The sequence below is a fragment of the Dactylosporangium sp. NPDC000521 genome (genome assembly GCF_042898305.1).
Taxonomy (GTDB): Bacteria; Actinomycetota; Actinomycetes; order Mycobacteriales; family Micromonosporaceae; genus Dactylosporangium.
Map to the genome: position 1 here is coordinate 43,536 of NZ_JBIAYW010000006.1, position 12,760 is coordinate 56,295.

The window sequence follows — 12,760 nt, forward strand, 5'->3', positions numbered from 1 at the left end:
CAGCCAGCCCGGATCGCTCAGCCAGCCCGGATCGCTCAGCCAGCCCGGATCGCTCAGCCAGCCCGGATCGCTCAGCCAGCCCGGATCGCTCAGCCAGCCCGGATCGCTCAGCCGGCCCGGATCGCTCAGCCGGCCCGGACGAGTGGACCCGGCCGGAGACCTGCCCGGATGGGTCGGCTTGACGGGACAGATCGGGGGTGTCCGGTAAGACGGATTTGTCAGGCGATGGTGGTGAATATGGTTGCTTGGCGTGGGATTGGGTCGTGAAGCGGGTGCGGTAGGTGCCGGGTAAGCGGAGGGTGCCGTTGCGGGAGGTGTGGAGGTCGGGGCCGGCGGCGCGGAGCAGTTGCTCGGCGGTGCGGCGGGGCAGGGCATGCTCGCGGATCAGGTCGTCGAGGGTTGTCGGGGTGGTGGCCAGGTGAACGAGGGCCTCGCGGAGGCGGCGGGCGGCGATGCCGGCGGATTTGATCAGGTCGGTCACCGCGTCCAAGGGCGTCAGGCCCGCCGGGTTTTCGTCGGGCTGGGGCACCGACTCAGCAGCCGGGCCTACCGGAGCGGCAGCCGGACCCGCCGAGGAAGCAGCCGGACCCGCCGGGGCATCAGCTGAATCCCGTGCCGCAGCAGTCGAATCCGTCGCAGCGGCGGCCGGATCCGGTGTGGATGAGCCTGCCGCGGAAGGAGGGGGTGTGCCGGGGGTCGGGTGGGAATCCGATGCGGAGGGGGCGGCTGGCGGCGTCATCGTCGTTCACCTTACGGGGCGGGGCACAGCGGGCAAGACCGGTAAAGGTCATCGATGAGTTAAAAGTTAATGACCTGCAGTTATTCAACGACAGGAGCGTGAATTCAGTTAAACCGTTTCGGTGGTGTTTCGGGGCGGCGGTGGGGTTGAAGTACAGGGTGGCGGCAAGGGTGGGCGGAGGGCATCAAGTCTTGTCCCGGCGATTCCGGCTGTGTGATCGTCCTGAAATCGCCAAGAGTCGATGAAGCTTGCGGTTGGCCGATCGGCGCGCGCACGCCGGCCGTTGCTCCAGTGATTCGACGCTTGCGTGTCTCGATTGGTTCCGGCGCACACCCGACGTTGCACCCCCGGCACGGTGCGCCGCCCCGGAAAGAAGGCACCCTTGAAGCTGTCCCCACGGTTCGCTACAGCGGCCGGAGTGCTCGCGGTCGGGCTGGCAACAGCCGGCACCGCCGCAGCCGTTCAAGCCTCACCCCCGCTGCCGGCGCCCACAGGCGTCGAGGCAGCCAATGCCGTCGCGGCCAAGTCGGCCGAGACGTTCGTGTCCAGCCGTCCGAGCGTGCTGCAGCCCAGCAGCGACGACGCCTACGTGCAGAAGTCGGTGACCGCGTCCGGCAGCGCGAAGTACATCGCGTACGAGCGGACGTACAAGGGTCTGCCGGTCGTCGGTGGTGACTTCGTGGTCGTCACGGACGCGGCGGGCGCGACCAGGTACACGTCGGTGGCGCAGACGCAGGCGATCGGCAGCCTGTCGACGACGGCGAAGATCAGCTCGGCGGACGCCGAGGCGGCCGCGCGCAAGCTGCTCACGTCGGTGAACGCCGTCGAGAGCACCAAGCTCGTCGTCTACACGCTGGACGGCGCGGCGAAGCTGGCGTACGAGACGACGCTGAACGGCACCGGCGCGGAGGGCGCGAGCCGCCTCACCGTCAACATCGACGCCACCACGGGCGCCGTGCTCAGCAAGCGTGAGCGGGTCATGCACGGCACGGGCACCGGCTGGATCGTCGGCAACGTGTCGATCAACACGACGCTGTCCGGCAGCACGTACAGCATGAAGGACCCGAGCTACCCGACCATCGTCTGCCAGAACGCCACCGGCAACGCGACGTTCACGGGCCCCGACGACGTCTGGGGCAACGGCGACGGCACCAACCGGGAGACCGGCTGCGTGGACGCCCTGTACGCGGCGCAGAAGGAACTCGGGATGCTGTCGTCGTGGCTGGGCCGCAACGGCTTCAACGGCAGCGGCGGCGGCTGGCCGATCCGCGTCGGCCTGAACGACCAGAACGCGTACTACGACGGCACGCAGATCCAGATCGGCAAGAACACCGCCGGCAAGTGGATCAGCTCGCTGGACGTCCTCGGCCACGAGGTCGGCCACGGCATCGACGACACGACCCCGGGCGGCATCTCCGGCAACGGCACCCAGGAGTTCGTCGGTGACGTGTTCGGCGCGGCCACCGAGGCGTTCGCCGCCAACCCGAACGACCCGGCCGACTACCAGGTCGGCGAGGAGGTCAACCTCGTCGGCAGCGGCCCGATCCGCTACATGTACAACCCGTCGCTCGCCGGTGACGACAACTGCTACTCCAGCAGCACGCCGTCGCAGGAGGTCCACGCGGCCGCCGGCCCCGGCAACCACTGGTTCTACCTGCTCGCCGAGGGCACCAACCCGACCAACGGGCAGCCGACCAGCACCACGTGCAACGGCTCGACCGGCCTCGTCGGCCTCGGCATCCAGAAGGCCACGAAGATCTTCTACAACGCGATGCTGATGAAGACCTCGTCGTCGTCGTACCTGAAGTACCGCACCTGGACGCTGACCGCGGCCAAGAACCTGTACCCGGGCAGCTGCACCGAGTTCAACGCGGTCAAGAACGCGTGGACGGCCGTCAACGTCCCGGCGCAGTCCGGTGACCCGACGTGCACCGGTGGTGGCACCACCCCGCCGCCCACCACGTCGAACCCGCCGACCTCCAACCCGCCGACCGGCAACTGCTCCGGCCAGAAGCTGCTCAACCCCGGCTTCGAGTCGGGCACCGCGTCGTGGAGCGGCACCACCGGCTCCATCGGCCAGTGGGCCAGCCAGGGCCAGGCCGCGCACGGCGGCACCTACAGCTCGTGGCTCGACGGGTACGGCTCGACGCACACCGAGGCGATCCAGCAGTCGGTGACCATCCCGGCCGGGTGCAAGGCCACGCTGACGGCCTACATCCACATCGACTCGGCCGAGACGACCACGACCGTCGCGTACGACAAGCTGACCATCACGGCCGGCTCGACCACGCTGGGCACCCTGTCGAACCTGAACAAGGCGTCCGGATACGTCCTGCGCACGTACAGCCTGAACGCGCTCGCCGGCCAGACCGTGGTGATCAAGTTCAGCGGTTCTGAGGACTCGTCCCTGCAGACGTCGTTCGTCCTCGACGACCTCGCAGTGACGCTGAGCAACTAAGTCCGAAGCAACGCCGCACGAAGCAGCACCAACCCGAAGCAACGCCGCACGAAGCAGCACAGCAACACAGCAACATCCAGGGAGGAAGCCCGGGTCGCGCGCCGGCCCGGGCTTTTCCTGTGGGCGGATCCCCACCCGGTCTCCACCCGTGGGTGGCGGCGCTCCACCCGGCCCGAAACCTAGCGTCATCCTCATGAATCTCACCACGATCCTGCTGATCGCCGCCGCCATCGTGTACGTCCTGATCCGCCGCCTCACGGGCGAGCCCTTCGACGTGCGCCACCTGGTGGTGCCGCCGGTGCTGCTGATCGCGCTGGGCGGCTACCAGGTCTCGCACACCTTGCAGAGCGGCCTGTCGCACGCGGTCCGCGACGGGGTGGTCCTCGGCGCGGGTGCGGTGCTCGCCGTCGCGGGCGGCATCGTCAGGGGACTGACGGTCCGGGTCTTCGTCCGGCAGGGGTCGCTCTGGTACCGCTACACCGCGTGGACGGTCGTCGTCTGGGTCGCGGTCATCGGGGTGCGCTTCGCCGAGAGCTCCGCCGGCCTGGCGCTCGGCGCCGACACGGCCGCCGTCGCCGCCGCGCTGCCGCTCATGTTGGGGCTGAGCCTCCTCGGTGAGGCCACCGTCATCGCCCGGCGCGGCATCGCCACCGGGGTGCCGTTCGCGACGAACGTCCGTGCGGCACGGCGGGCGGCGCGCCACGATCTGATCAGCAGCTGAACGCCACCACGGTGGAGACTGGCACGGTGTTCACGGTCACCGATACCGCGGTCGCCAGATGGCGTCAGGCGCGCAGCATGGCGTTCCTCGTCTTCATGAGCGCCGCACTGGTGCACACCACCCCCCGGCCGGGACTCACCGGCCGGGGGCTCGCCGTCCTCGGATTCGGCGCGGTCGCCGCCGCCGCGTGGATCGCGATGACGTTGCTGACCGGCAACCGGCAGGCGGTGGGCGTCGGGGTGTGCGCGGCCGCCGGGCTGGCGGTGTCGGCGCTGGACACCCGCGGGTTCGCGCCGCTGTACCTCATCGCCGCCGGCACGGTCGCCGTGGCCGCGCTGCCGATCAGGCAGGCCGCGGGCGGCACGGTCGCCGCCGCCGGCGGCCTCACGCTCGTGCTGTGGGCGCAGGGCGAGGGCTGGCTGGAGATGCTCGTCTGGGCCGGGTCGCTGGCACTGGTGCTGCTGCTCGGCGTGGTCCGGCGGCAGCGGGAGGAGCAGGCCCGCCAGGCGAAGCAGGTCGCGGCCCTCGACGAGCGGGCCCGGGTGGCCCGGGAGATCCACGACGTGCTCGCGCACTCGCTGTCGGCGCTGTCGGTGCAGCTGGAGACGGCGGCGGCGCTGCTGGAGAAGGACCGGACGGCGGACGCGGCCGTGCTCGTCGAGCGGGCCGGCCGGCTCGCCCGTGACGGGCTCACCGAGACGCGCCGGGCCGTCGGGGCGCTCCGCGGGGATCCGGTGCCGCTCGGCGAGCTCGTCGGCGCGCTCGCCGACGGGTACCGCGCCGACCTGGACGCACCGGCGGACGTCACCGTGTCAGGCACCCCGCGGCCCCTGGCGGCCGAGCCGGGCCTGGCGCTGTTCCGCACCGCGCAGGAGGCGCTGACCAACGTGCGCAAGCACGCGCCGGGCAGCGCGGTCACCGTCCACGTCGACTTTCAGCCCGACGCGGTGCGGCTCACGGTCCGCAACGACGGCGACGCGCCGGCGGGTAGGAAACCGCCGAAGGGCGGGCACGGGCTCACCGGGATCCGGGAGCGGATCGGGCTCGCCGGCGGCACCGTCACCGCGGCACCGGACGGCGGCGGGTGGCTCGTCGATGCGAGGATCCCCGGATGATCAGGGTGGTGGTGGCCGACGACCAGACGGTGGTCCGGGAAGGCCTCGAGGTGCTCCTCGGTCTGCTCGACGACGTCGAGGTCGTCGGCACGAGCGGCGACGGCGACGGGGCCCTCGACCTCGTCGCCGCGCACGATCCCGACGTGGTGCTGATGGACCTGCGGATGCCGGGCTGCGACGGGGTCACCGCGACCGCCAGGATCCGGGCCGGGCATCCGCGGACGCGGGTGGTGGTGCTGACGACGTACGCCGACGACGCCGACATCCTCGGCGCGATGCGGGCCGGCGCGCTGGGCTACCTGACCAAGGACGCCGGCCGGGCACAGATCGCGCAGGCGGTGCGGGCCGCGGCGGCCGGGCAGTCCTTCCTGGACCCGATCGTCCACGCGAAACTCGTCGCCGCGGCGACAGGATCCACGGCGGCTGGGCCCGCGCCGGCCGGGCCCGCGCCGGCCGGACAGCCGCCGACGGGGCAGCCGCCGACGGGGCAGGCGACGGCCGGGCAGTCGGTGGCGCCGGTCGTACAGACGCCGCAACCGCTGCCAGACGGGCTGACGGCACGCGAGGCGGAAGTCCTGGGCCTGATCGCGGCCGGATTGTCGAACCGGGAGATCGCGAAGCGGCTGTTCGTGACCGAGGTGACCGTCAAGTCGCACGTGAACCGGCTGTTCGCCAAGACCGGGGTGCGGGACCGGGCGCAGGCGGTGCGGTACGCGTACCAGCACGGCCTGACCGGCTGAACAGGCGCCGGCGCTACAGGTAGGCGAACAGCATCGGGTTCGCCGTCGCCGCCGCGTGCACGGGGGCGGCCAGCCGCAGCTTGTGCTTGAGCCCGACGAGCCGGTCGTGGGTGTCGGGGTCGGCGGCCGGTGACGCCGTCAGGTGCCCGATGCCGTGCCGCCGCAGCCAGCCGAGCACGACGGCGCCCTCGCTGACCGGCCACGGGCGCCGGCCGTGGAACACGTCGTGCACGGCGACGGCGGCGCCCGGCCGGAGCCGTTCGAAGAGCGTCGCGGTGTACCAGCGGGCGAAGCGCACCGTGTGGGCGGCGTCGACGAGGACGAAGCCCGGGTCGTCGGGCAGCGGCCCGTCGCGCACGTCGCCGCGGGTGAACCGCCAGCGGTCCGCGCCGAGCTCCCGCGGCACGGCCGCCGCGGCGTCGCCGGTGAGGTCGAACGTGTGCAGCTCCCCGGTGCCGTTGTCCGCCAGCGCGCGCAGCAGCCACGTCGTGGACCAGCCGCGGGCGGAGCCGATCTCCAGGACGGCCCGCGGGCGCAGCGCCCGGATCGTCAGGTAGCTGATCTCGGCCTCGAGGTCGTCGAGCCGCGGCCGCATCGGTCGCTGGGCGAGCAGTTCGCGTTGGGCGTCGCGGGCGGCGCGGAGGTCGTCGGCGTACGTCCGGTACCAGCTGACGAGCGTGTCGAGCGGCAGCATCCAGGTCTCCGTTCGCGGTCGCGGTGAGGGCCGGAGGTCACGCGTGCCGGGCGGCGATGGCGGGGCGTTACGAGCGCCCCCCGATCTGGCCCTCCGGCCACCCGGCGTAGCCTCCACGTACCTCTCGGTGCCTCACGCTTTCGGGGTGTGGGCAGGGTAAACTACGGACAGCGATGACGCCGGAGATCAATTTCCTGGCGTGGGCTAAGGTCCTGGAGGAAGCGGAACCCAGGGCACACGACTTCCTTCGTCGCCCCGGTCACCGCCCTCGGAACGTTTCCACCAGTCACCGCCGACGCGGCATCGAGGTTCACCGCCGACGCGGCATCGAGGTCGCCATACGCGAGGGCCGGGCGTCACGCGTGCCGGGCGGTGGCATCGAGGTCGCGAGAGCCGGGCGTCACGCGTGCCGGGGCGGCGGCATCGACATCGCCGTACGCGAGAGCCGGGCATCACGCGTGCCGGGCGGCGGCATCGACGTCGCCGTTCGCGATGGCAGCGAGGGCGTCCAGGGAGGCGGTGCCGGGCACGAAGTAACCGTCATGGCCGGTGACGCCGTCGACGGGCAGTGGGGCCGCCCCGAACGCGGGGTCCGTCGGGTGCGTGCCATGGCCGGCGCCGAGGACGCGCAGCCCGGGCAGGCGGCGGGTCCAGTCCCGCGGCGCGCTCCCGGCCCAGACGCGGGCGGTGGTGCGCAGGTCGGCGGCCCGGTCGACGCCCATGCCGGGGCTGCCGAGCGCCACGATGTCGGTGACCCTGCCCCCGGTCCCCGCGTCGAGCCGCCCCGCCGCCAGGCCGATGACGGTGGAGCCGTAGCTGTGCCCGACGAGCACGAGCCGCGGCGCGTCCACGTCCCGGAGGAACCGCAGCAGCGCGTCCGCCCCGCTCGCCGCGGCGTCCTCCCGGACCGCGTCGAGCCGAATCCCGCTCGGCGGGTGGTACCCGAGCCAGGCGATCACCGCGACCCCGTCCCGCCCCGCCGCGACCCCATCCCGCCCCGCCGCGACCCCGTCCCGCCCCGCCGCGACCCCGTCCCGCCGCGCCGCGGGGCGTCCCGGTGCCGCCTCGGACCTGCCGGCGGGTGCCGCTCGCAGGTCGGCGGCGCGGGTGGCGAGCTGCCTGGCCTGCCAGGCGGGTGCGCGGCGCTGGACGCCGCCGAGCCCCCGGTCGAAGTTGCCGGCGGTGGTGGCCACGCCCGGGACCAGGACGACGACCGTCGCCGCGGTCGCGGGGTCGCCGACGACCTCGACGGCGAGGCCGTCCGCGAAGCGGGCGCTGTGGACGCCGACGGCCGGCAGGCCGGTGACCTGTGCGGGGGCGAAGACCGACCAGAGCACCGCGACCAGCGGCAGCGCGAGCAACCTGCGAAGCATGCGGCCGAAGGTATGCGCGCGGCAGCACCCGGATCGTCACTCCCGGGGACCATCTGCCGGGCGTCCGGAGGTAGTACCCCGGTACTACGGGAAGGACCCTACGCCCCGGCGCTGACGAGGCCGGTCTCGTAGGCGAAGACGACGGCCTGGGCGCGGTCGCGGAGGTCGAGCTTCGTGAGGACGCGGCTGACGTGGGTCTTCACGGTCTGCTCGGCGACGACGAGGTCCTCGGCGATCTCGGCGTTGGAGCGGCCGCGGGCGACGAGCCGCAGCACCTCCGTCTCGCGGGGGGTGAGGGCGGCGAGCCGGCCGGGCTCCTGGCCGGTGTGCTTCGGCCGGGCCGCGAACTGCTCGATGAGCCGCCGGGTCACCGACGGGGCGAGCAGGCCGTCGCCGGCGGCGACGACCCGGACGGCGTTGACGAGCTCCGCCGCGGGGGCGTCCTTCAGCAGGAAGCCGGACGCGCCGGCGCGCAGCGCCTCGAAGACGTAGTCGTCGAGGTCGAACGTGGTGAGGATGACGACCTTCGGCCGGTGCGTGCCGGGTGCGGTGGCGAGGATGCGGCGGGTCGCCTCGATGCCGTCGAGGACGGGCATGCGGATGTCCATGAGGACGACGTCGGGCGCGTGCTCGCGGGCCATCGTGACGGCCTGTGCGCCGTCGGGGGCGTCGCCGACGACCACGAGGTCGGGCTGGGCGGCGAGCAGGGCGGCGAACCCCTGCCGGACCATCGCCTGGTCGTCGACGATCATGACCCGGATCACGGCGTGACCTCCAGGGGAAGGGTGGCGTGGACGGTGTAGCCGCCGGCGTCGTCGGGGCCGGCCTCGAACGAGCCGCCGATCGCGATGGCCCGCTCCCGCATGCCGAGCAGCCCGTGCCGCTCCCCACCGGCATCACCCGCGTCACCAGAGCCCGCGCCGCCAGAGCCCGCGCCGCCAGAGCCCGCGCCGCCAGAGCCCGCGCCGCCAGAGCCCGCGCCGCCAGAGCCCGCGCCGGAAAGCGCGCTGGAGAACGGGTCGCCGGCGGTGTTCCGCACGGACAGCTCCAGTGCGGACGGGCCGAGGGTGAGGGCGATGTGGACGGGCGCGCCGGCGGCGTGGCGGCGGGCATTGCTGAGGGCCTCCTGGGCGATGCGGAACGCGGCCAGCCCGACCGCGGGCGGCACCGTCGCACCCGGCAGCGGGTCGAACGTGACGTCGACGCCGGCCTGGCGGGCGTCGTGGACGAGCCGGGTGAGGTCGTCGAGGACGGGCTGCGGCTCCACGAGCGGCGTCTCGGTGCTGCGCAGCACGCCGAGCAGGCGGCGCATCTCGACCAGCGCCTCGCGGGACGTGCCGGCGATCGCGGCGAGCTCCTCGGCGACCGCCGGTGGGACGCCGTCGATGCGGTACACGGCGGTCTCGGCGCGCACGGCGATGAGCGACATGTGGTGGGCGACGACGTCGTGCATCTCGCGGGCGATCCGGTTGCGCTCCTCGGCGATGGCGCGGCGGGCCTGGGCGAGCTCGGTGCGCTCCTCCTCCTGGGCGAGCGCGGCCTGCACCTCCCGGCGGCGGCGGACCTGGTCGCCGATGACGAGGATCGCGGTGACGGCGAGCAGCAGCCCGGCGATGTTCGCCGGCCTGACGAACCCGACCACGAGCACCGTCGCGGACAGCCCGGCCCACAGCAGGACGCCGCGGCGGTGGCGGACCGCGACGACGGCGAGCAGCACCGGGTACGACAGCATCTGCACCGGCGACCACGGCCACGGGGTGCCCTGGTCGAGGTCGACGGCCAGGTACGTGTACAGGGCGACGAGCCACGCGATCCGCCACGCGAGCAGCGGCCGGGTCGCGACAAGCCCGATCGGGGCGGCGATGAGGGCCGCGTCGAGGGCGAGGAACAGGGAGCCGACCTGGGGGCCGTTGCCGCGCAGGTACTCGTAGCTGCCGAGCCCGCACAGGATCGCGACGACGGCCCCGATCGTCGGCAGGGACCTGCCGAGCCGGGTGCGGGGACGCACCGGCGGGTCGGGGCCGACGAGGAACGCGCGGAGGTCCCGCAGCATCACCTTCCACACGCTCCGCACCCCGAAACCGTAACAGCGCCGCGCGGCCTCACCACGGCGGATGGGTCGGCGGCGCCTTCGGTTAACCGGTGGCCGGGGATTGCCGGCGGCGCCTACGATCCGGGCATGGCGAAGGGGCGTGGCACCGCGGGTCTGCGCCCCGTCCAGGACGTCGTGTCCCGGATCCGGTTCGACGCGACCCTCGACGCCACGCGGTTCGTCGTCGGTTACGAGGAGCGGGGCACCGGGGTCAGGGAGACGCCGCTGCCCCTGTTCGTCGCCGGCGGGGACGTGCCGTGGCACCGGGTGCGGTACGTGAAGGCCGGCGACCGCGTCGTCTGGGACCGGCAGGCGCGGATCGACCTGGTCTTCGGCACCGGGGACACGCCCGCCGAGGACCTGTCCGCCGTCCCGCCCGCCGTCCCGCCCGCCGCTGCCCGCCCCGTCGCGTCCCCGCGCCGGCAGGTGGCGTTCGACGCCTCCGCGTGCCTGCGGTTCGACCCGTTCGCCGGCGCGTGGGTTCCCGCGGGGCCCGCCGCCGACGTGCGGGCCGACGCGTTGCAGGTCGCCACGTTCAACGTGCTCTCCGACGCGTACGACCGCGACCTCACCTACCCCGGTCTGCGCATCCCCGCCTGCGTCGAGCTCCTGGCCGGCCTCGGCGCCGACGTCGTCGCGCTGCACGAGGTGACCCCGGCGCTGTGGGAGGCGCTGCTGGGCGCCGCGTGGGTCCGCGACGGCTACCACGTCTCCGCCGGCCCCGACCCGGACGCCGGCTACGGCACCGTGCTGCTGTCCCGGTGGCCGATGACGATCGAGGTGCACCGGCTCAGCACGTACAAGCGGACCATCGTCGGCAGGGCCGGCCTCAACGGCCGTCAGGTCGGGTTCGTCGCCGCGCACCTGACCAGTGACCACACCGCCGGCGCGGAGCAGCGCCGGGAGCACCAGCTGCGCATCATCGACGAGCGGCTGTCCCGTGGCGACCTCGACGGCGCCGTCGTCCTCGCCGACGTCAACTTCGGCGACGACACCCGCCCCGACGTCGCCGGCTACACCGACGCGTGGCGGGCGCTGCACCCGCACGACGCCGGTTTCACGTTCGACCCCGCCGTCAACCCGCTCGCCGCGGTCGCGTCCCGGACCGGGCGGTCGCTGCGCCTGGACCGGATCCTGATCCGCTCGGGCACCCCCGGTGGGCTCGTGCCCGTCGCCGTGGAGCGGTTCGGCGACCGGCCCTTCGACGGCGAACGGTTCGTCTCCGACCACTTCGGCGTCACCGCCCTGCTGCAGGACGCGGCACCGTCCACTGTGGTCACCGCGGCTGCCGTGCACACGTCGGCGCTGGTACTGCGCCCGCCGCCCTCGGTGTGGGCACCGCTGCAGGCGATCCGTGCGGCGCACGACCCGTCGTACCGGCGCTGGATGCCACACGTCAACCTGGTGTACGGCTTCGTCCCCGACTCCTCGTTCGCCGAGGCCGAGCGGGCGGTGCACGAGGCGGTCGCCGGCCTCGGGCCGCTGCGGATCCGCCTGTCGCGGTTCCGCACGTTCGCGCATCGCGGCAGCACGACGGTGTGGCTCGCGCCCGAGCCGGCCGAGCCGCTGCTGGAGCTGCAGGCGGCGCTGACGCGCCGGTTCCCGGGCTGCGTCGAGCAGGACAGCCGCGGCGGGTTCACGCCGCACCTGACGGTCGCGAAGCTCACCGGGTCCGACGTCGCGTCCACTGTGGAGCGCTGGCAGGCGGCGTGGCACCCGGTCGAGTTCACGGTCTCGGCGGTCGACCTGATCAGCCGCCGCGGCGACGAACCCTTCGAGGTCCGGCGGAGCGTGCCCCTGGGCCCTGCCACGGCACCCCATCCGGCGGTGGCGCCCATGCCCGCGTGGAGCGCCCTGCCGTCGCCCTCGCACCGGGTCGCGCTGGACGCCGTCGCCGACGCGTGCACGGCCGCCGACCCGGGCGGTCGGCTGCACGTCGCCGGGTCGGTGCGGCTCGGCGTCGGCGGCCCGGCGACCGACCTGGACCTCGTGTGGCAGACCACCGGCGCCCTCGGGGACCTCGCCGACCTGCTCCCGGGGGCCAGGCTCGCGGGCACCGTCGTCCCCGTCGTGCGCGCGACGATCGCCGGCGTCGGCGTCGACGTGCAGCGGGTCACCGCCGACCCGCTGTCGGACCTCGACCTGGGCTCCCTCGACGAAGCCGACCTGCGGGCGGTCCTGGCGATCCGCGACGCTGACGCGCTGCCCGCCGCGGACCCCGCGTTCCGGTCCCTGCTCACCGCGGTCCGCGCCTGGTCCCGCGCCCGCCAGCTCGACGGCGCCGCGTGGGGGCTGGTCGGCGGGTTCACGTGGGCGGTGCTCGCCGCCGAGGCCCGCGCCCACCACGTCACCGACCTGGCCGGCTTCCTGCGGCACTGCGCCCGCCACCCGCGCCGCCCCCGCCGCGGCGAACGCCACGCCTACTGGCCCGTCCACTCCCCCACCCCGCCCGGCGTGAACACCACCCGCACCATGACCCGCTCCACCGCCGCGGTGCTGCAGGACGCGTTCGAGGGCCGTGGCGGCTCGCAGGCCCACGAGCACCGCGTCCTGCTCACCGGCGACGTCGAGGGCCGCGTGCTGGGTCTGATCCTCGCGCTGGAGGACGCGGGCGCCCGGGTCCGCCCGTACCCCCGGGCCGGCGCCCTCGGCGTCGACGGCGGCGACCCGGACGCCCTGCGAGCCGCCATCGCCGAGTCCGGCCTGCAGGCCCGCCTGGTCCGGCCCGCGTAGGTGCGGGAACCACCCGAACGGTCGAGCGACGGACGGCCGCAAGATCCCTAGGGTGTGCCGATGTCGTCGTCCCCCGCTACTGGCTGACCGTCTGA

General features: G+C 73.9%; 10 protein-coding genes. 5 read left to right on the plus strand and 5 right to left on the minus strand.

The genetic code is table 11. The features are described from left to right. Nucleotides 1-481, minus strand: a 481-nt coding sequence (locus ACFY3L_RS20875; RefSeq protein ID WP_389326227.1) for a hypothetical protein, incomplete at its 3' end; no start/stop codon positions are given. A 640-nt stretch (nucleotides 482-1,121) separates the two neighbouring features. Between ACFY3L_RS20875 and ACFY3L_RS20880 the strand changes: the two genes are divergently transcribed. The 4 genes from ACFY3L_RS20880 to ACFY3L_RS20895 all read left to right on the plus strand — a co-directional run bounded on the left by ACFY3L_RS20880 (nucleotide 1,122) and on the right by ACFY3L_RS20895 (nucleotide 5,773). Then, nucleotides 1,122-3,197: a M4 family metallopeptidase gene (locus tag ACFY3L_RS20880; RefSeq protein WP_389326230.1), complete on the plus strand. Its 2,076-nt coding sequence runs from the start codon at nucleotides 1,122-1,124 to the stop codon at nucleotides 3,195-3,197. A gap of 193 nt (nucleotides 3,198-3,390) precedes the next feature. Continuing rightward, on the plus strand, nucleotides 3,391-3,918 hold the full coding sequence (locus ACFY3L_RS20885) for a hypothetical protein (RefSeq protein ID WP_389326233.1): 528 nt from the start codon (nucleotides 3,391-3,393) through the stop codon (nucleotides 3,916-3,918). A 77-nt stretch (nucleotides 3,919-3,995) separates the two neighbouring features. After that, nucleotides 3,996-5,033 carry a sensor histidine kinase gene (locus ACFY3L_RS20890; RefSeq protein WP_389326235.1) on the plus strand — a complete coding sequence of 346 codons (1,038 nt, stop codon included), beginning with the start codon at nucleotides 3,996-3,998 and terminating at the stop codon, nucleotides 5,031-5,033. Further along, a complete protein-coding gene (locus ACFY3L_RS20895) occupies nucleotides 5,030-5,773 on the plus strand; it encodes a response regulator (RefSeq protein ID WP_389326238.1) in 744 nt (247 codons plus the stop codon). Before ACFY3L_RS20890 ends, ACFY3L_RS20895 begins: the two co-directional genes overlap by 4 nt. Before the next feature lie 13 nt (nucleotides 5,774-5,786). Here the strand turns inward: ACFY3L_RS20895 and ACFY3L_RS20900 are convergent, their stop codons facing one another. From ACFY3L_RS20900 to ACFY3L_RS20915, 4 genes are all read right to left on the minus strand, one after another. Further along, complete coding sequence (locus ACFY3L_RS20900; RefSeq protein ID WP_389326241.1) at nucleotides 5,787-6,467, minus strand: class I SAM-dependent methyltransferase; 681 nt, start codon at nucleotides 6,465-6,467, stop codon at nucleotides 5,787-5,789. 452 nt (nucleotides 6,468-6,919) lie between these two features. Further along, nucleotides 6,920-7,840 carry an alpha/beta hydrolase gene (locus tag ACFY3L_RS20905; RefSeq protein WP_389326244.1) on the minus strand — a complete coding sequence of 307 codons (921 nt, stop codon included), beginning with the start codon at nucleotides 7,838-7,840 and terminating at the stop codon, nucleotides 6,920-6,922. Nucleotides 7,841-7,938: 98 nt separating this feature from the next. Next, a complete protein-coding gene (locus ACFY3L_RS20910; RefSeq protein ID WP_389326247.1) occupies nucleotides 7,939-8,604 on the minus strand; it encodes a response regulator in 666 nt (221 codons plus the stop codon). After that, complete coding sequence (locus ACFY3L_RS20915) at nucleotides 8,601-9,914, minus strand: sensor histidine kinase (protein WP_389326250.1); 1,314 nt, start codon at nucleotides 9,912-9,914, stop codon at nucleotides 8,601-8,603. Before ACFY3L_RS20915 ends, ACFY3L_RS20910 begins: the two co-directional genes overlap by 4 nt. 105 nt (nucleotides 9,915-10,019) lie before the next feature. Here ACFY3L_RS20915 and ACFY3L_RS20920 point away from each other — a divergent pair, with 105 nt between their 5' ends. Next, on the plus strand, nucleotides 10,020-12,665 hold the full coding sequence (locus tag ACFY3L_RS20920) for an RNA repair domain-containing protein (protein WP_389326253.1): 2,646 nt from the start codon (nucleotides 10,020-10,022) through the stop codon (nucleotides 12,663-12,665). Nucleotides 12,666-12,760 lie beyond the last annotated feature (95 nt).

Excerpts from the sequence above, each read along its gene's own strand:
- ACFY3L_RS20885 (WP_389326233.1), top strand. The coding sequence starts at position 3,391 with ATGAATCTCACCACGATCCTGCTGATCGCCGCCGCCATCGTGTACGTC.
- ACFY3L_RS20895 (WP_389326238.1), top strand. The coding sequence starts at position 5,030 with ATGATCAGGGTGGTGGTGGCCGACGACCAGACGGTGGTCCGGGAAGGC.
- ACFY3L_RS20905 (WP_389326244.1), bottom strand. The coding sequence starts at position 7,840 with ATGCTTCGCAGGTTGCTCGCGCTGCCGCTGGTCGCGGTGCTCTGGTCG.
- ACFY3L_RS20920 (WP_389326253.1), top strand. The coding sequence starts at position 10,020 with ATGGCGAAGGGGCGTGGCACCGCGGGTCTGCGCCCCGTCCAGGACGTC.
- ACFY3L_RS20890 (WP_389326235.1), top strand. The coding sequence starts at position 3,996 with ATGGCGTTCCTCGTCTTCATGAGCGCCGCACTGGTGCACACCACCCCC.
- ACFY3L_RS20900 (WP_389326241.1), bottom strand. The coding sequence starts at position 6,467 with ATGCTGCCGCTCGACACGCTCGTCAGCTGGTACCGGACGTACGCCGAC.